Annotated in this window: 8 protein-coding genes; all 8 read right to left on the bottom strand. The window is 71.9% G+C overall.

All coding sequences use genetic code 11. The features are described from left to right. Positions 1-174: 174 nt before the first annotated feature. From G6N30_RS04090 to G6N30_RS04055, 8 genes are read right to left on the bottom strand one after another with little or no spacing between them, the layout of a single operon-like run. Entirely contained in the window at positions 175-390 is a 216-nt protein-coding gene (locus G6N30_RS04090; protein WP_134060239.1) for an MbtH family protein, read from the bottom strand. Further along, entirely contained in the window at positions 368-1,660 is a 1,293-nt protein-coding gene (mbtG, locus tag G6N30_RS04085; protein WP_134060237.1) for an NADPH-dependent L-lysine N(6)-monooxygenase MbtG, read from the bottom strand. Before mbtG ends, G6N30_RS04090 begins: the two co-directional genes overlap by 23 nt. Further along, positions 1,657-6,030: a non-ribosomal peptide synthetase gene (locus G6N30_RS04080; RefSeq protein ID WP_134060235.1), complete on the bottom strand. Its 4,374-nt coding sequence runs from the start codon at positions 6,028-6,030 to the stop codon at positions 1,657-1,659. The genes mbtG and G6N30_RS04080 overlap by 4 nt, the downstream gene beginning before the upstream one ends. Then, on the bottom strand, positions 6,027-11,255 hold the full coding sequence (locus G6N30_RS04075; RefSeq protein WP_134060233.1) for a non-ribosomal peptide synthetase: 5,229 nt from the start codon (positions 11,253-11,255) through the stop codon (positions 6,027-6,029). The genes G6N30_RS04080 and G6N30_RS04075 overlap by 4 nt, the downstream gene beginning before the upstream one ends. Further along, positions 11,248-14,187, bottom strand: a complete 2,940-nt coding sequence (gene mbtD / locus G6N30_RS04070) for a mycobactin polyketide synthase MbtD (protein WP_134060231.1) — start codon at positions 14,185-14,187, stop codon at positions 11,248-11,250. Before mbtD ends, G6N30_RS04075 begins: the two co-directional genes overlap by 8 nt. Continuing rightward, entirely contained in the window at positions 14,184-15,512 is a 1,329-nt protein-coding gene (locus G6N30_RS27125; protein WP_134060229.1) for a beta-ketoacyl [acyl carrier protein] synthase domain-containing protein, read from the bottom strand. Before G6N30_RS27125 ends, mbtD begins: the two co-directional genes overlap by 4 nt. Continuing rightward, entirely contained in the window at positions 15,509-16,246 is a 738-nt protein-coding gene (locus G6N30_RS04060; RefSeq protein WP_134060227.1) for a thioesterase II family protein, read from the bottom strand. The genes G6N30_RS27125 and G6N30_RS04060 overlap by 4 nt, the downstream gene beginning before the upstream one ends. Beyond that, the gene (locus G6N30_RS04055; RefSeq protein WP_134060224.1) at positions 16,243-19,728 is read right to left on the bottom strand and encodes a non-ribosomal peptide synthetase; all 3,486 of its coding nucleotides are present in this window, start codon (positions 19,726-19,728) and stop codon (positions 16,243-16,245) included. Before G6N30_RS04055 ends, G6N30_RS04060 begins: the two co-directional genes overlap by 4 nt. Between the last annotated feature and the right edge of the window lie 17 nt (positions 19,729-19,745).

Here is a 19,745-nt window from a genome sequence, read left to right as displayed (position 1 = left end):
CTGCCGGATCGCAAGCGACCGTGAAGACGATACATCAGAGAAGTTACGGTGAAGTCAAGATCATCTGCGCACGCCAAACCCGCCGCGGGGCCGGACCCCTGAGCGCTTCGCGTCGAGCGCCCGCATGATCAGTTTGCTGACGCTCGCCAGCGCAAAATTAACGCGTGGGCCGACTCACTCGGAGGCCATGGCTTCGCGCAGGCTGCGCGGGCGCAGATCGGTCCAGTTCTCCTCGACGTAGGCCAGGCAGTCCGCGCGGGTGGCCTCGCCGAACACGATGCGCCAGCCCGCGGGCACGTCGGCGAACGTGGGCCACAGACTGTGCTGCTCCTCCTCGTTCACCAAGACGTAGAAGTTGCCGTTGTCGTCATCGAATGGGTTGGTGCTCAATGCTTCTCCTGTTCGTGTTGTCTGCGGCCACGCCGAGATCCGCGCCGAGGACGCGGTCGGACAGCAGGCCGAGGCAGCTGAGGTTGGGGAACCCGGGGCCCTGATTGAGTCCGGCCAGGCCCGGCAGGAACAGTTTCGGGGTGACCCCCGCGACGGCGAGGTCGTGGCCGATCGACTCCTGCAGCAGCTCACCGGTCAGCGGACCGCCCAGTCCGAGCTCGAGCAGATCGCGCGCGTCCTGGCCGAGCAGCGGCATGAACCACAGTGGATCGGCGCCCTGGCCGTCGATCACCAGGTCGAAGCCGTGCACGGTCTCCACCCGCTCGCCCGCGCGGTCGGTGTGCAGGGTCAGCCGGATCCGGCCGTCGCGCGGAACGGCGTGCGCGACGCGGCCGCGGAGGTGGCGGATGCGGTCGTCGGCGAGCAGCGCCTCCTGCACGCGGGCGGAGAACACGCCGCGGTCGGTGCGGAACATGGCGTCGCGGCGCTCGGCAAGCGTCAGGCTCGTCCACCCGGTGGGGTCGGAGAACAGGGTGTTCTCGAAGAACCCCTCCCCCCGGGTGAACAGGGTGACCTGCGGGGAGATCACGGTGATCGTCGAAATGCGGTGGCGGAAGAGCTCATTGAGCATCGAGGCCGCGGTCTCGCCGCCGCCGATCATCGCGACGCGTTCGGCGACGATGAGCTCGTGCGCGGCGGCCCGCCGCCAGAAGTCGGCGATCGACATCACCCGCGGATGACCCGGCAGCAACGTCCGCTCGGCCTGCCCCGGTCCGGTGATCAGGACGCCGTCGGCGGCGACGGTGGAATCCCGGGTGTGCAGCTCCCAACCGCGGCCGCCGACCGAGATGCGCTCCACCTCACCGTGCACGAGGTTCATCCCGATCGCGTCGGCGACCCACCGTAGGTAGGCCGCCCACCTGTGGTGGTTCGGCGCGGGCCTGCCGCGGTCGATCCACTCGGCGAACTGCGAGGTGGCGATCAGGTAGGCCTGCCAGCTGTGGCGGGTCATCCGCTCGTCGAGTTCGGCGTTGCGCCGGGGTACCAGTGCCGAGCGGTACGGGAAACCGATGTCCTTCTCCGGGCTGGTGCCCAGCCGGTGCTGACCGTCGGTCCAGCCACCGCTGGCCGTCCAGTTCGCGCCGACGCCGCTGCGTTCGACGACCACCACCTCGGGCGCGTCGACGCCCATGTTGCGTAGTTCTGCGGCCTTCGCGGCGACGGCGACGGCCTTCGGCCCGGCGCCGATCACGGCCAGTGTGGCGGTCATGGGGCAACCTCTCGGAGCGCGTCCTGCCACAGGGACTGCAGGATGGCGACCTCGTCGGCGGACAGCACGTCGGGCAGTGTCCGCCACTGCGTGGCCAGGACGGGCGCGCCGCCCTCGCCGAGGACGGCGGCCATCACGGTCAGCTCGTGGCGTACGGCCAGTTCGGGTTCGGGCAGCACCGAGACCGCCGTCAGCAGCTCGCGGTCCATGCTGAACGCACCGCTGCCACCGACGTCGGCGCGGCCCAGGTAGTTCAGCAGGATCTGCGGTTCCCGGTAGGCCGACAGGCGTGTCGAGGTGTCGGGCCGCAGGTACCGCAGCAACCCGAAATCGATTCCGTGCCCGGGGATCTCGACCGGCCCGGCCTCCGGGTCGACACGGACGGGATAGATCGCGCTCAGCAGCCCGACGGTGTCGCCGGTGTCGGCGCTGTCGCTGACGGCCCCGTCGGCGCGGCCGTGGGTCTCCAACGCCAGCAGCGGCGGCGGTGTGGGTTGTCCGCGATGCCGGCGCCAGGCCGTCACGGTGCGTGCGGCGGCCGCGGCCAGCAGCGAAGGCGTGGCCTCCGATGCGGCGATCAATCGCGCGGTGACGTCCGGGTCGGTGACCGCGACGCTGACCGACAGGTCGCGGGCGCGGTCGGTGTCCGGCCGCACCCGGCGCGAGCCGAGTTCCGGGTCGTCGCCGTCGAGTTGGGCCCGCCAGAAGTCCTCGGTGTCGAGGGCGTGCGCGCGCTCGTGCAGGCGCGCCGACCACTGCCGGTAGGTGGTGTGTTCACGTGTCGGCACCGGCGCGCGCCCGGCGCTCACGGCGTGCCAGCCCGCGTCGAGTTCCCCGACCACGACCCGCCACGACGCCGGATCGATCGCCAGTACGTGCGCGGTCACCACCAGTACACCGGGGCCCTGTGCCGGCCGCAGCCAGACCGCCGACCACAGCCGGCCGCGCTCTGGATCGAGATCCTGCACAGCGGTCTCGGTGTGCTGGGCCACCGCGAGCGTGAGGTCACCGCTGACGGCCACCTCGGTCAGCAGGTCGTCGCGCGTGCCGTCCGTGGACGGCACGAGCGTCATCGTCGCGCGGTCGAAGCGGGTGCGAAGCACCTCGTGACCGTCAACGACCGCCTGCAGCAGTGTGCGCAGCGCGTCGGCGGTGATGCCGTCGGGCAGCGGGATGGCCTCGGTCTGCGCGAGCCGGCGCGGATCGCCGTATTCGTAGAGCCAGTGCACGTTGGCCAGCACCGGGATCGGTTCGGCCGACGCGTCTTCCGGCTCCTGGCGGTCGACTTCGGTGTCCGCCTCGGCGTCGATCGCCGCGGCGAGTTCGCGGATCGAGCCGCACTCGAGCATCAGCCGGGCCCGCAACGCGACGCCGCGCCTTCGGGCCGCCTGCACCACTGACAGCGCCACGATGCTGTCCATTCCGAGCGTGAGCAGATCCGCGCTCACGTCCACGGCCGCGGTGCCGAGCAGTTCGGCGACCGCTTCGGCCAGCGCCGCCTCCGTCGGGGTCTCCGGGGCGGCCGCCGGTCCCGTTGCGACCGCGTCGTGGGCGGCCAGCACCGCGTCGTCGATCTTGCCGTGCGGGGTCAACGGGAGCTCGTCGACGACCGCGATGTGGTGCGGGACGAGGTAGCGGGGCAGCCGGGTGCTGAGCACGCGGCGCAGCTCGGCGACCTGCACGGCGGCGCCCCCGGTGGCGGCGTACGCCATCAACCGTGGGCCGCTGGGATGGCTCCTTACGGCGACATGGGCGGCCCGCACCGCGGGGTGGGTCTGCAGCACCGCGCACACCTCACCGGGTTCGACGCGGAATCCGCGGATCTTGACCTGATCGTCGCTGCGGCCGAGGTACTGCAGCGCGCCGGTGCGGTCGCGCCGCACCACGTCGCCGGTGCGGTACATCCGGCTGCCCGCCTGGAACGGGTCGGCGACGAACCGCCCCGACGTCTCGCCGGCGCGGTTCAGATAGCCCCGGGTCAGCTGGGCGCCGGACAGGTACAGCTCCCCCGCGACCCCGTCGGGCACGGGGCGGAGCCACGCGTCGAGCACGTAGGCGCGGGTGTGGCGGGTGGGCAGTCCGATCACCGACTCCGGGTGCTCGGTGAACGCGGCGACGACGGCCTCCACGGTGGTCTCCGTCGGGCCGTAGCAGTTGTACGCGGACATCCCGGTGCGTGCGCACTCCTCGCGGATGAACCGCCACGTCCCGCTGCCCACCGCTTCGCCGCCGAGGGCCAGCACCGCCAGCGGGACGCGCGACAGCAGCCCGAATGCCTTGAGCTGGGCGAACATCGACGGCGTGGTGTCGATCATGTCGATGCCGTGCCGCTCGATGCTGGCGACCAGCGCCTCGGCGTCACGCTGCACGTCGTCTCCGATGATGTGCACCGCATGGCCTTCGAACAGCGCGACCAGCGGCTGCCACGCGGCGTCGAACGTGAACGACCAGGCGTGGGCGATGCGCAACGGGCGGCCCAGGCGTCGGGCGGCCGGGCGCAGCACATGACGGGCGTGGTCGTCGCCGTAGGCCAGCACCGCGTCGTGGGTGCCGATCACACCCTTGGGGAGTCCGGTGGTGCCGGAGGTGAACACGGTGTAGGCGGCCTGGCCGGGGATGACCGCCGCCGGTGACCACGACGCGTCGGGCGCACCGACACTGCCCAGCAGCGCATCGTCGACCACGACGGGTGCGCCGGTCTGCCGGAGGATCTCGCCGATGCGCTCACCGGCCATCGCCGGATCGAGCGGGACGATCATGCCGCCCGCCTTGAGGATCGCGAGCATCGCGATGGCGTAGTCCGGCCCGCGTGAAAGTGTCACGGCCACCGGTGTTTCCGCGCCGACGCCGCGCGCGGCCAGGGCGGCGGCCAGCCGGTCGGCGGCGGCGTCGACCTCGCGGTAGCGAAGCGCGCCGCCCTCCCAGCTGAGCGCGACGGCGTCGGGCGTACGGCGCGCCGCCTCGGTGAACGCGGTGTGCACGCCCGGGGCGAAGGTCGGTGCCGCCGGCTCCACCGGGGTGGGGGTCTGGCCGGAGGCGATGCTCACCTCGCGAAGAGGCCGGTCCCAGAACGTGATCAACCGCTGCACGGTGTCGAGCAGGCACTGCCCGACGCCGTGCGGGGTGAGCGCGCCGAGGGCGCCCTCGAGCGTCTCCACCAGCACGGTCAGCTGCTCGTCGGCCATGTGCGCGGCGATGGTGACCGGGAAGTGCGACAGGCTCTCCAGCGCGGCGGGGACGAAAGTGGCGCCGTCGGCCTCGAATCGATGGTCGCCGCCGACCAGGCCGCCGGGCGGGAAGTTCTCGTAGACCAGCAGGGAGTCGAACATCTCGCCGACCCCCGCCAGTGCGCGCAACTCGGCGTGCGCGAGGTAGCTGTGGTCGCGCAGGGCGGCAGCGGTGCGCTGAAGTGACAGGCACTGCGCGCCAACGGGTTCGGTGGGATCCAGTCGGACGCGCAACGGCACGGTGTTGATGAACAGCCCCACCATGGTCTCGACTCCGGCGAGTTCGCCCGGCCGCCCGGACACCGTCATCCCGAACGTCACGTCGCGGCGGTCCGTGAAGACCGAGAGCATCGCCGCCCAGGCCAGCTGCACCAGCGTGTTGACGGTGACGCCGCGCGACCGGGCCGCCTCGACCAGCCGGTGGGTGGCGGCCGCGTCCAGCCGCACCTCGGTGCGTCCCGGCAGCCCCGGGGGAGGTTCCACGGCCGACAACGCCGGGGTCAGCAGCGTCGGACCGTCCAGGCCGGCGAGGTGCTCGCGCCACAGCGTGCGGCTGGCGGCCTGGTCGCGGCCGGCGAGCCAGCCGATGTAGTCGCGGTACGGCCGCGGTGGTGCGCCGAGCGCGGCCGGGTCGCCACCCGCGCGGTAGAGGGCCATGAGTTCGCCGACGAACAGCGGAAGCGACCAGCCGTCGATCACGATGTGGTGGGCGACGATCACGAATCGCCAACGCGGCCCCGGCATCTCGATCAGCAGGAAGCGGATCACCGGCCCGTGTTCCAGGTCGAAGGGCCGCCGGCGTTCACGCTCCTCGAGGCCGGCCGCCTCCTCGGTGGTCTGCACCGACACCTGCTGCCACGGGAGGTCGACGCGGGCGGGGATCACCTGGACGGGCCTGGGCAGGTCGCCGCGGAAGAAGCTGGCCCGCAGGTTCGGGTGCCGGGTCAGCATCGTCGCCGCACAGTCGCGCAGCAACGCGGTGTCGAGCGTTCCGGTGACGTCGGCGGCCATCGCGATCACATACGGATCGCCGTCGGTAGCCTCGGTGCCGGCGAGCACTGTCATCGAGTAGAGCCCCTGCTGCAGCGGGCTCAGCGCCAGCACGTCCTCGATGGCATTGGCGGCCGTCTCGGTCTGCGTCACGGTGCGTCCTCCCGCGATGCGCTCCACGACGCCGTCAGCGCCGCGAGCTCGTCCGGGGACAGGCCGGAGGCGCTCATCGGTGCGTGGGCGGTGTCCGCGTCGCCCGCGGTGCCGGTGGCCGCCCCCGCCGTGTCGACCGCGGCGGCGAGGTCGTGCAGCGTGGGCTGTTCGAACACCATCCGCGCGGTCAGTTTCAGTCCCGCGTCGCGGGCACGTGCGGCCAGCTGCACGGCGAGGATGCTGTCCCCACCCAGGCTGAAGAAGTCGTCGTAGCGTCCGGTGACCTCGACATCGAGCACCTCGCCCAGCAGTGTCGCGAGTGCGCGTTCGGTGTCGGTGGTGGGCGGTTCACCGGACTGGCCCGCGGTATGGACCGCCGGTTCGCTCCCCCGCTCGGCTCTCGCCGTATCCGAGCCGACCAGTTCGAGCACCCCGTCGGCGCTCCACCGTGCCTGGTCCCCGGTGCGGTGCAGCCGCGCCCCGGGTTGCGTGCCGTACGGGTGGGCGACGAGCCGGGTCGCGGTCAGCGCGGCGGAGTTCCAGTGCGCGGCGGCCAGCGGACCGCCCGCGGTGTAGACGTCGCCGACCACGCCGACCGGCACCGGCCGCAGTGCCTGATCGAGCACGAAAACGCCTCCGCCACCCCATTCTTCGAGGATGCGCCGCTGCTCGCCGGGCGCACCGATCTCGATTTCGCCGACGGTGAGGTCGGGCTGCTCGGCGAAGGCCGTCACCACCCGGCCGAGCCAGCCGACGAACCGCTGCGCGGTCTCGCGGGTGTACAGCTCGGGGCGATAGATGACGTGGCCCCGGTAGCCCCCGCCGTTCTCGTAGGCGAAGAAGTTCAGCGACAGGTCCGCGTGCGCGGCGTCGAACGTGGGCTCGAGCACGGTGACCGTCGTGTCGCCGTCGGGCCCGTGGTCGATCACCCGGTTCTCAGGAAGTTGTTCGCGGACGTGGACCACAACGCTGAACAGGGGGTTGCGGGCCAGTGTGCGCACCGGGCTGACCGCGTCGACGACCTGATCGAACGGCAGGTCCTGGTTGGCGTACGCCGCGAGCGCCATCTCGCGGGCCCGCCGGCACACCTCCCGTAGCGTGGGGTTGCCGCGAAGGTCGTTGCGCAGCACCAGGATGTTGATGAAGAACCCGACGAGCTGGTCGAGTTCGGGTTCGTTGCGGCCGGCCACCGGTGTGCCGAGCGGGACGTCGGGACCGCCGCCGGCCTTGTGCAGCACCACGGCCACCGCGGCCTGCAGCAGCATGAACTCGGTGACCCCGAGTTCCCGGCACAGCACCGCCAGCTTGTCCCTCGTGGCGCCGTCGATGTGGAATTCGACCGCCTCGGCGAGGCCGCTGGGCACCGGCGGCCGCGGGAAGTCCGGCCGCAGCCCGGTCTCCTCGGGCAGCCCGGCGAGCTGTTCGGTCCAGTAGTCGCGCTGGGGTCCGGCGATACCCGCGTCGTCGGCGAGCAGCGCCGACTGCCAGGCGCCGAAGTCGGCGTACTGCAGGGGCAGCGGCGCCCAGGCCGGGGCCGCACCGGACGTCCGGGCGCGATAGGCGGTGAGCAGATCGGAGAACAGCACGGTGGCCGACCAGTGGTCGCCGGCGATGTGGTGCATGACCACCGACAGCACGTGACCGCCAGGCACGCTCAGGAGCGCGGGGCGGATCGGCCGGTCGCGTTCGAGGTCGAACACGTGGCCGCGTTCGCGGTCGAGTTCGGCGCGCAGCCACTCCTCCCCGTCACCGCGGGCGCGGCGCACGGTCACCGGCTCCGGCGCCAGGACGACCTGGTAGGGCACGCCGTCGATCTCGCGGTAGACAGTGCGCAGGATCTCGTGGCGGTTGATGACGTCACCGACCGCGGCCATCAGTGCGTCGACATCGCACGGCCCGCTCAGCCGCGCGGCGAACGGGATGTTGTTGACCACGCTGGGCCCGTCGACGCGGTAGGCGAACCAGGACCGCAGCTGCGCCGACGACAGCGGTGCGGGCCCGTCCAGGTGCAGCGGCACCAGACGCGGCCGCGCCGGGCCGCCGTCGCCCGCGCGCAGGGTGTCGATGTGTCCGGCGATCTGCGCCACCGTGGCGAGTTCGAACACCTCCTGCACTCCGATGTCCACACCGAACGTGGTGCGCACGGCGGCAACGAGTTTCGTCGCCAGCAGCGAGTGGCCGCCGAGGTCGAAGAACGAGTCGTCGGCGCCGATGTCGCCGCCGCGGTCGAGCAGCTCGCCGAACAGCCGGGCGAGTTCACGTTCGGTGTCGGTCGCCGGTTCGCGGAATTCGGTGGTCGAGGTGAGCTCCGGTTGCGGCAGCGCGGTCCGGTCGATCTTGCCGTGTGTGGTGATCGGGATGTCGTCGATCACGACATAGGCGGCGGGCACCATGTACTCGGGCAGCGCGGCGGCCACCCGTGCGCGGATGCGGTCGACCGCCACCGAATCGCGGTCCTCACCACTGACCGGGGTCAGGTAGCCCACCAGGCTCTTGCCCAGCCCCGGCAGGTCGCTCACCACGACGACGGCCCGGCCGACGCTGGGATCCACCGAGATCGCGGCCGCCACGTCGCCGAGCTCGATGCGGAAACCGCGGATCTTGACCTGTTCGTCGGCGCGCCCGACGAATTCGATGTCACCGTCGGCGTTGCGGCGGGCCAGGTCGCCCGACCGGTAGAGCCGGCCGCCCGGTGTGAACGGGTCGGCCACGAAACGTTCGGCGGTCAAGCCGGGCCTTCGGTGGTAGCCGTGCGCGACATGGCTTCCGCCGATGTAGATCTCGCCGATGGCGCCGACGGGTACCGGCTGCAGTGCGTCGTCGAGCAGATGCATCTGCGTGTTGATCTTCGGACGGCCGATCGGCACGATCCGGGTGCCCTGTTTGCCTTCGACCTTGTACCGGCTGGCGTTGATCACCGTCTCGGTCGGTCCGTAGAAGTTGTGCAGCAGCGCGTCGAAGGTGGCGTGGAACTTGTCGGCCACCTCGCCGGGCAGCGGTTCACCGCCGATCGGCACCCGCTGCAGGGTGCGCCACTGGTTGACCCCGGGTAGCGACAGGAACAGTCCCAGCAGCGAGGGCACGAAATGCATTGCGGTGATGCCTTCTTCGCGCAGCAGCTCGGTGAGGTAGCCGATGTCGTTGAGCCCGCCCGGCCGGTGGACGACGATGCGGGCGCCGCACGCCAGCATGCCGAAGATCTCGGCGATCGAGACATCGAAACTCGGTGAGGCGACCTGAAGCAGGCGGTCGTTGCCGTCGACCTGGTAGTCGTCCTTGAACCAGACGAAGTACTCCGCGACCGGGCGGTGCGGTACCGGGACGCCCTTGGGCAGTCCGGTGGTGCCCGAGGTGTAGATCAGGTACGCGGTGTTCTCCGGCCGCAGCGGCCGCACCCGGTCGGCGTCGGTCGGGTCGTCGTCCCGCTGGTCGTCGAGAGCGCCGAGCGGTTCGCGCAGCACGACCTTCGCATCGCAGTCGCCGAGGATGAACGTCAGCCGGTCCTCGGGGTAGGTGGGGTCGACCGGCACGTACACCGCACCGGCCTTCACCACTCCGAGTGCGGTGACGATGAGTTCGGGCGACTTGTCGAGCAGCACCGCGACGCGGTCCTCCGCGCCGATGCCCTGGCCGATGAGCCAGTGGGCGACCCGGTTGGCGGCGGCGTTGATCTCGCGGTACGAGTAGTGCCTGCCCTCGTAGGCGACGGCGACGGCGTCCGGCGTCCGATCCACCTGGGCGGCGATCACGTCGGGCAGCGTGCGGGGCGGGGTGTCGAACCGCTCGCCGCGGGCCACCTCGTGTAGCCAGGCGGTGTCGGCGGCGCCCATCAACTGCAGGCGGGACAGCGCGGTGTGCGGCGCTTCCAGCGCGCTGTCGAGCAGGACGACGAAGTGGTCCAGCAGCTGCCGGGCCAGCGCCGGTTCGATGATCTCGACCAGATGCTCGACCTCGACGACCGCGCCGCCCCCGGTCGGGTCGGCGTCGAATTCGACCATGACGCCCAGCGGGAGCTGGGTGAGGTGGCTGCGTAGGTCGGCCCGCTCACACTGCACGCCGGGCGGGGTGAACCCGAACCGGTCGGGCCCGCGGAAACCGAAGCTGACCCGGGTCATCCGCTCGGTGCCGTGCCGGCGGTCGGGGTTGAGCTCGCGGACCACCCGGTCGAGGTTGACGCCCTGGTGGGCGAATGCGCCCAGGGCGGTGTCGCGCGCATGCCCGAGCATGTCGCGGAACGACATCGACGACTGCGGCCGCAGCCGCATCGCCACGGTGTTGCCGTAGTAGCCGATGCGGTTCTGCGTGCCTGCGCCGCGGTTGAGCACCGGGGTCGCAACCAGGAAGTCGTCGGTGTGGGTGTACCGGTGGATCAGGGCGCCGAACGCCGCGAGCAGCACCGCGTACGGGGTGCAGCCCGTCTCGCGCGCCAGGTCGGTGACGCGCCGGACGGTGTCGACGCCGAGCGCCACGCTGGTGCGCGCCGAACGCCAGTTCGTCGGCACCGCCGAACCGGTCGGCCCGGGCAGTTCGAGGGGTTCGGGCGGGTCGGCCATGACCGTGCGCCAGTAGTCGAGGTCGGCGGCGGCGTCGCGGGGCCCGGCCGGGACGTGCGCGGTGAGCTCCTCCCCCAGGTCCTCGCCGGCGTAGGCGCGGGTGAGGTCGGCGAAGAACACCTCCCATGACCCGTCGTCCCACGCGATGTGGTGGGCGACCAGCAGCATGACGTGTTCCCGGGCGCCGGTGCGCACCATGGTGATCCGCAGCGGCGCATCGGTGGACAGGTCGAACGGCGCGGCGAACTCCCGCTGTGCGAGCACCTCGAGGCGGAGCCGCTGCGCCTGTTCCGATTGACTCGCCAGTGCGGTCAGGTCGTGTTCGGCCCACCCCGGCCGCAGGTCGGCGTGCACGGTGGGGCGGGGTTCGCCGGTGTCGTCGGCGGTATAGGTGGTGCGCAGGATCGGGTGGCGGCGCGCCACGGCGTCGAGTGCGCCGCGCAGCGCGGCGAGGTCGACGTCGCCGCGGATGCGGTAGGACAGGCAGATGTTGAGCAGGGCTCCCGACGGGTCGGCGGCCTGGACGAACCACATCCGCAGCTGACCCTCGGACAGTTCCCGGGTCGGCGATTCCGCGGCGGTCTGCGACGAGAGCCCGCGCTCGGCGAGCCTGCGGCGCAGCAGTTCCAGGCGCGCGTCGGCGTCCAGCCGTGGTCCGGTGGTGTCAGTCACGCTGAGTCTCTACTTTCTCGTCGAGCTCGGCGACCAGTTCGCTGCCGGTGATGCCGCCCAACAGGGTGGCGAGCGGAACGGTGCGGCCGATGGCACGTCTGAATCGCTTACGGAGGTCGAGCGCGAGGAGCGAGTCGACGCCGAGGTCGAAAAGCGAGGCGTCGAGGTCGATCGCGCCCGGATCGGTGATGCTGAGGACGGCGGCGAGTTCACCGCGCACGGCGTCGGTGGTGTCGACCGCCTCCGCGGTGGCCGTCACCGAGACCGATTGCACGCGAACTGGTTCGGCGCTGCCGAAGAACATCCGCATCCGGTGCATGTCGGCGGAGAGGACCAACGGGTCCACCGCGTGGTCACACAGGCTGGCTTCGATCGCCTGCTCCGGAGCCATCGGCCGCAGCCCAGACCGTTCGATGCGGGCCGTCTCGGTCGCGTCGACGATGCCCGAGGCGCCGTCGGACTGCCACAGTCCCCACCGGATGGCCACCGCGCGCAGGCCGTTCGCGCGCAGCCGCCCCGCCATCGCGTCGAGCATCCGGTTGGCGGCCGAGTACACGGCGTGGCCGCGGCCACCCCACAGACCCGACACCGAGGAGCACAGCAGAATGCCGGCGTCGTGGCGCAGCGGCCACAGCTCGGTCAGGTGCGCCAGGCCGATGACCTTGGCGCCGAACGTGTTCGCGGCGTCCGCCGCGTCGAGGCGGGCACCGGGGGCGAAGCTCGCCGCACCCGCGGCGTGGATCAGCAGCGACGCGTCGCCCGCCCCGGCGGCGGCCGCGGCGACGCTCGCGCGGTCGGTGAGGTCGCACGGCACCGACAGCACCTCGGCGCCGTGCGGTGCGGCCAACCGCGTCAACACCGCCGGATCGACGGCTCGGCGGCTGAGCAGCACGATGCGCCGCGCCCCCCGCTTGGCGAGGTGGTGGGCGTAGTGCAGGCCGATCGCGCCTGCCCCGCCGGTGATCACCACGTTGTCGAGCACGCCGGACTCCAGCGGCCACGCCGGCGCGACGGTCACGTCGCTCATGGTGCGCCGGTGCAGAGTCGTCGCCGCGCCGGTGTTCCGCAGCGCCAACTCCCCCGCACCGGCGAGCAGGGTGTCGATCAGCGTGGTGTCGAAGGGGGTGTCGGCCGACACGTCGAGGTGGTGGAAGCCCAACTCGGGATGTTCCAGGCCGAGACTGCGATGCATCGCGGCCAGGGCGGCCGCGGGCATGTCCACCGGCTCACCCGCCTGAACCTCTTCACCGGCCACGGTGACCAGCCATATGTCGCGGCACCGCGGCCCGGCCGAGGCCGGGTACCGCAGCGCTCCTTCGCCGACCAGGCCGGTGAGCGCTGCGACGGCGGCACCGGCATCGGCGGTGCCATGGTGCGGTGCGGCGACCACCATCACCTCCGCGGCGTCCGGCGTCGTCAGCACCACGCCGGGGTGGCGGTCGGCGGCGGCCCGCAGGCGTTCACCGAGCGCACCGGCGGCATCGAGGTCGACGATGGCGACCCCGAGGGGCGCCGTCCGGGCGGGCGCGGGGTCTGCGCCCACCGGCTGCCACACCTCACGGGCGACGGTCAGATCGGTGACGGCGGGAAGCGGTTCGGACACCGCCCACATCGGGGTGGCCCGCATCGGCGCGTTCGGGAAGCCGGACAGCCGGTGCGAACTGCGGCCGATGACGTCCCGCCAGGGGTGGCCCGGGTCGGCGACCGCGGCGGTGGCCAGGTTCGCCGCGAGGGATTCGGTGATCGGTGCGTCGCGCCTGCCGGAGCCGACGAGTGTGGCGGTGGCGTCGCCGAGGATGTCGCCCATCGCGAACAGCAGCTGGGGATGCGGTGACATCTCGACGAAAATTCGTGCACCGCAACGCAATGCGGCGGCGAACGCGCGGTCGAAGCGGACCATGTTGCGCAGGTTCCCGTACCAGTAGTCGCCGAACGAGGTGCCCGCCGGGACGACGTCACCGGTGGCGCCGCCGATGAACTGCACCGGCGTGTCGGCGAACGCGGACTGCGGCAGGTGGCGCAGCAGATCGTCGCGCAGCGGTTCGAGGATGCTGGTGTGCACGGGGAAGCCGACGGTGATCTCGCGCGCGAACCGGCCCTGCTCGCGCACGCGGACGACGGCCGCCGAGACCGCCTGCCGGTCACCGGAGACGGCCACCGACGTGGACGCGTTCACGACCGACAGCTCGAGCCAGCCCGGGGTCGCGGCGATGACCCGCCGGGCGGTGTCGGGATCGACGCCGAGTACCGCCACGGCGTAGTCGCCGGGTAGCCGGTCCACGACGCCGGCGCGGGCGACCACCACCGACACCGCGTCCTGCAGGGTCATCGCGCCGGCGACGTGGGCGGCGCCGATCTCACCGAGGCTGTGCCCGACGGTGAGGTCGGGCAGCACCCCGAACGACCGCCAGACCCGCGCCAGCGCGACGGCGTGGACGAATTGGGCGCCTTCGATCTCGGTCTCGGAGAACGTGGCCGGGTCATCGGATGTCGTGAGGTAGCGCAGCGGGGACGCGGCCCCCGCCGCGAGGAACGCCTCGGCGCAGGCATCGACCGCCGCGCGGTACTCGTCGAGTTCGCGGTAGGCCTGGGCGCCCATCGACGGCCACTGGGTGCCCTGGCCGGGGAACACGAACGCCAGGCGCGAGGCGGAACCCTCGGCGCTGCGGGCCACAAGCGGGTGTTCGGCGCCGTCGACGACTGCACGCAGGCCCGCGGCCAGTTCGTTGCGGTCCGCCGCTCGCACCACCGCGCGGTGCCGCCGCATGCGGCGGGTGGTCACCAACTGACCGGCCACGGCGTCGACCGAGACGTCCGGGTGGCGCTCGAGGTGCCCCAGGACGGCGCGGGCGTCGGCGGTGAGCAGATCAGCGGCATGCGCGCTCAACACCACCGGGGTCCGACCGTCGGGCCACCGGTTCGGCCTGCTCACTTCGCTTCCCGGGGCCGGTCCGGTACCGCCACGACGAGGTGGGTGTTGGTGCCGCTCATGCCGAACGCGGAGACCGCGCCCACGCGTTCCCCGTCGCGGGCCGGCCACGGTGTCAATTTGTCCGCCAACCGCAGCGTGGTGGCGTCCCAGTCGATCTCGCCGCTCGGTTCGTCGGCGTGCAGGGTGGGCGGGATGGTCGCGCGGTCGGCGGCGACGAGCACCTTGGCCAGTCCGAGGGCGCCGGCGGCCGCCTGGGTGTGCCCGATGTTGGACTTCACCGATCCGAGCAGCGGCCCCCGACCCGTGGTTCCGACACCGTAGGTGGCCGCCAGCGAGTGCAGTTCGGTGCGGTCGCCGAGCCGCGTTCCGGTGCCGTGGCCTTCGACCACGCCGACGTCGTCGGGTGACACCCCGGCCTGTTCGATCGCCCGGCCGAACAGGCGGGTCTGGGCCCGCTCGCTCGGCGCGGTCAGGCCCACAGTGCGGCCGTCGGAGTTCACGCAGCTGGCGCGCACCTCGGCGAGGATCTCCCGGCCGTCCCGCACCGCACCCGATCTGCGTTGCAGGACGAACACTCCGGCGCCCTCCGCCCATACGGTGCCGCTGGCGTGTGCGCTGTAGGGCCGGCAGTGGCCGTCGTCGGACAGGGCATGCTGCTTGGAGAACTCGACGAAGTACCCGGGTGTGCCCATCACGCACACGCCGCCGGTGAGCGCGACGTCGCAGTCGCCGGCGCGCAGCGCCTGGACCGCGAGGTGGAACGCGGACAGCGCCGAGGAGCACGACGTGTCGACGGTGACGGCGGGTCCGGCCAGGTCCAGGGTGTACGCGATGCGCCCGGAGATGACACCCAGCGAGGTACCGGTGATCAGGTGACCGCTGTGGTGGGAGAACTCGGTCAGTGCAGGCCCGTACTCGAGGGCCGAGGCCCCGAGATAGCAGCCGACGTCGTGGCCGGCGAGATCGTCGGGGTTGATGCCGCTGTTCTCGAGCGCACGCCACGCCAGGCGCAGCGCCACCCGCTGCTGCGGGTCCATCGCCACGGCCTCGCGCGGCGAGATGCCGAAGAACTCGGGATCGAATTGCGCTGCGGTGGTGAGGAACCCGCCGAGATCCTGGATGGGCTTGAACCCCTCGCGCCGCGATCCCGCGAACAGCTCACGCAGCGACCAGCCGCGGTCGGTGGGAAAGGGGCCAAGTGCTTCGCGCTGCTCGGAGAGCAGCGTCCAGTAGTCCTCGGGTGTGTCGATCCCGCCGGGTGCCTCCACCGCCATACCGACGATGACGACGGGGTCCTCGGCGGCGGCGCGGTCCCTCGCCGTCATCCGCCGCTCACCAGTGCCGCGACCGCGTCCAGGTGTTCGTTGAGGTAGAAGTGGCCGCCCTCGAACGTCGACAGCGTGAACCGTCCGGTGGTGTGCAACGCCCAGCGCTGCGACCATTCCCGGCTGATCCGGTGGTCGCGGTCACCGCGCAGCGCGTGGATGTCGGCGGCGATCTGCTCGTCGACCCCGCAGCGGTATCCGCTCAATGCCCGGTAGTCGGCGCGCACGGCCATCACGAGCAGTTCGACGAAGTCCTCGTCTTCGAGCAGTCGCGGGTCGGTGCCGCCGAGGTCGACCATGTCGGCGAGCACGTCGCGGTCGGTGCTCGGCAACGGCGCCGCCTCGGCGACCGTCGACGGGGCCTGACCGGCCGACGCCCACAGCGTGCGCACGGCGACACCGTGGCGTTCGGCGACCCGCGCGAACTCGAACGCCACGACCGCGCCCATGCAGTGCCCGAACAGATCGAGCGGGCCGACCCGGTCCCACGGACCGGCCTCGAACAGCTCGGCCGCCAACTCACCGATGCCCGCCGCCGCGGGATGGCGCAACCGGTCCGCGCGCTGCGGGTACTGCACGATGTAGCTGTCGATTCCGGTGTCCGAGAACGCTTTCGCCAGCCCGCGGTACGCTGCGGCCGCACCGCCCGCGTGGGGGAACACGACCGCCGCGGAACCACCCGCCGCGGGGAAGCGTTTCACCCACGGCGCGAATTCGAGCTGCTGCGCCGTCATCGAGCCTGCGCCGACGTCGAATCGAGCGCCGAGGCCACGTCGGCGGAGTTCATGTCGGCGACTTCGAGGTAGAGCTCGGCGACACCTTCGAGGCGGTCGCCGCCCGACTCGTTCTCGACGAGCCGGCGTGCCAGGGCGCCGACGTTGCGGGCGGCGAAGATGTCGGTGACCATGACGTCCGGCGCGTCGAGCCACTCCCGGATCCGCGCCACGGTCTGGGTGGCCAGCACTGAATCGCCACCGAGTTCGAAGAAGTCGTCGTCGGCCCCGACGCTGTCGCGGTCCAGCACGGTCGCGACGATGTCGGCCAGCGCCCGCTCCAGCGCGGTGGCAGGCGCGCGGTAGGTCGACGACCCGTCGTGGGCGCGCTCGGCCATGCTCTGGGTGAGCACCGTGGCGACGGCCTTGCGGTCGATCTTGCCGCCCACCGTGAACGGGATCGCCTCGGCGAGCGTGAGGTGGCTCGGAACCATGTGCGGCGGTACGAATTCGACCAACCGGCGGGTCACATCCTCGACCGTCAACCGGGGGTCCGAGGGGCGCACGACGGCCGCGAGCTGCTGGCTACGGCCGTCGCCAGGGGCCGCCAGTACGGCGGCCACCGCCCCGTCGACTCCGGTGACGCGCCGCAGTGCGGCTTCGACCTCGCCGAGTTCGATCCGGTATCCGCTGATCTTGACGCGGTGGTCGGCGCGGCCGACGAAGTCGATCTGCCCGTCCGGCAGGTAGCGGACGAGATCGCCGGTGCGGTACCACGTTCGGCCGTCGTGGACGACGAAGCGTTCGGCGGTCAGGTCGGGGCGGCCCCGGTAGCCGCGGGCGATGCCACGGCCGCCCACCCACAGTTCGCCGGGCACCCAGTCCGGGCAGTCCGCGCCGTCGGCCGCGACGACGCGGCAGACGTTGTTGGGCAGCGGGCGGCCGAACGGAACGGCCGACCACTGCGCAGGCAGTTCGCCGGGCTCGCAGATCGTGTTGTGCGTCGCGGTCTCGGTGGCACCGCCCAGACCAGCGAATCGCACGTTCGGTGCGGCCCTGCGGAATTCGCGGACCATCTCAGTGCGTACCCAGTCGCCGCCGGTGGGCACGACACGCACCGAGGGCAGCGAGGCGCCGACCCCGAGCAGCATCTCCAACCACCCCGGCATGAAGTGCAGCACGCTGACCCGGTGTTCGTTGATCATCCGCACCCAGCTGTCGGGGTCGCGGCGCTGCGCCTCGTCGACCACGACGAGTGAGCCGCCGGCGCGCAGCATCCCGAAGATGTCGAGCACCGAGAGGTCGCCTTCGAGCGTGGACAGCGCCAGGCAGCGGTCGGCGGGGCCGATTCCGAAGTGGTCGTTGATGAATTCGAGGGTGTTCATCGCGGCGGCGTGGGTGACCTCGACCCCCTTGGGCTCACCCGTCGAACCGGAGGTGAACAGGACGTAGGCGACCTCGTCGGGCGCGATCGTCGCGGGGCTGACGCCGTTCGCCCGCGATCCGACGCGCACCGCTTCGGCGATGGTCAGCGCGGGCAGGAAGGTCGGCGGCTCCCCACATGCCAGGGCCATCCGCACCCCGGCGGTCCGCACGATGCTCTCCGCGCGGTCGGCGGGCTGGTCGGCGCCGATCGGCACGTACACCGCGCCCGCGGCGTGGATGGCCACCAGCGCGGTGACCTGGTCGGCGCACTTGGGGCCCATCACCGCGACGGTGTCCCCCGCTTTGATGCCGGCGACCTGCAGGGCCCCGGTGACAGCCAGCACCTGCTCGCGCAGTTCGGCGTAGGTGAGGGTGCCCGCGGAGCTGATCACCGCCGTCGCGTCGGGAGTGGCTGCCGCAGTGCGGAAGAAGCCGTCGTGCAGGGCTTCGGCGCTGCGCTCGGCGGTCGTGGTGAGCGCGTCGCGCACCGCGAGCTGGGCGGGCGGCACCGCGGGCGGATCGACGGCGTCCCATGCCGCGTCGTCGGTGGCGAGCCGCTCGAGTTCGGCGAGCTGATGGGCGAACATCGCGTCGATGACACCGGGGCGGAACGCCTCCTCGCGCACGTCCCAGTTGACGAGCAGCCCTCCGTCGAACGGAGTGACCTGCGAGTCCAGCAGCACCTGCGGCCCCTGGGAGATGTGCCAGACGGGTGTACCGAACTGGTCGGTGACATCGCCGGCGAACAGGTCGCCGAGCCCGAGCGCGCTGGTGAACACGAACGGCGCCAGCGTGGGGGTGCCGTTGTGGCGGCTGAGGTCTCGCAGCACCGAGAGCCCCGAGTAGGTGGAGTGGCTCGCCGAGGTGTGCAGCGCGTCCTGCATCACCCGCGCACGCTGCGCCGGGGTGTGCGCGTCGGTGAAGTCGACGTCGAGCATCAGCGAGGACGAGAAGTCGCCGACCAGTCTGTCGACGTCGGGGTGGAACGGTTCGCGGCCGAACATCGGCAGGTTGAGAAGGAAGTGCCGGCTGGTCGACCAGCGGGCCAGCGTCCCGGCGTAGGACGCGGCGAACGCCATCGCCGGGGTGATACCGCGTTTGCGCGCGGCCGCGTAGAGGCCGTCGCGGGTACGGGCGTCGAGGAACTGCCAGCGCCGGGTGCCGCGGCGCGGGTTGCGCTGTTCGGCGCGCGGAACCAGCGGCAGCGCAGGCGGTTCGGGCAGGTCGGGCAGGCGCTCGGTCCACCACGCGCGGTCCTCGTCGGCGGTGGGCGGCGGCGTCGCCGTGAGCGCACTGCGGTATTCGCGGTAGGTGTACTGCAGGTCGGGCAACTGCACACCGCGGTAGAGCGCGGCGAGATCGGCCATGAAGTTGCGGTAGCTCACGGCGTCCGCGGCCTGCATGTCGAGGTCGACGTGCAGCCGGGTGCGTCCGCCGGGCAGCAGCGTCAGCGCCAGTTCGAGCACCTCACCCTCGAGGAGCTGGTGGGATTTGGCGTCGCGGATGACCTCGAGCTGCGCCTCGGCGGCAGCGACGTCGAGGTCCCGCAGGTCGGCCAGTTTGACCGGCAGGGTGCGGTCGCTGATGCGCTGCATACCGTCGCCGAGGATCTCGACCCGCAGCATGGGGTGGCGCCTCGCCAGCGCGGCGGCCGCCGCGCTCAGCCGCTCGGGATCGACACCGTGTCCGTCGAATTCGACGTAGAGGTGGGCGGCGACCCCGCCGAGTTCGGTGAGTTCGTTGCGGCCCACCCACAGGGCGTGCTGGATCGGTGCGAGCGGGAACGGCGCGTCGGGGTCCTGCGCGGCGGTCTGGGCCTGCGGCGTTCGGGGTTCGGGCGCGGCGGTGTGTGCCCCGACGAGTTCGGCCCACGCCGCCACCGTGGGGTTTGCCGCCATCGCCGCGAACCGCACGTCGATGCCCTGTTTCCGCCAGCGGCCGGACAGTGACATCATGCGGATGGAGTCGAGGCCGGAAGCGATGAGATCGGCGTTCGGATCAAGTTCGGATTCGTCGATACCGAGAAGTTCTGCAACCTCGGCGCGTACGGACTGTGAGCTCGTCACAACGGCCTCCACCGCGTTTCCTCCAAGTC

Source organism: Mycolicibacterium litorale (assembly GCF_010731695.1).
Taxonomy (GTDB): domain Bacteria; phylum Actinomycetota; class Actinomycetes; order Mycobacteriales; family Mycobacteriaceae; genus Mycobacterium; species Mycobacterium litorale.
Note: the sequence above shows the minus strand (reverse complement) of the source record. Positions and strands in the feature narration are given on the sequence as shown.

What these genes read in the sequence shown, in the direction of transcription:
- mbtG (WP_134060237.1), bottom strand. Translation starts at nt 1,660, where the DNA reads ATGACCGCCACACTGGCCGTGATCGGCGCCGGGCCGAAGGCCGTCGCC.
- G6N30_RS27125 (WP_134060229.1), bottom strand. Translation starts at nt 15,512, where the DNA reads ATGACGGCGAGGGACCGCGCCGCCGCCGAGGACCCCGTCGTCATCGTC.
- G6N30_RS04060 (WP_134060227.1), bottom strand. Translation starts at nt 16,246, where the DNA reads ATGACGGCGCAGCAGCTCGAATTCGCGCCGTGGGTGAAACGCTTCCCC.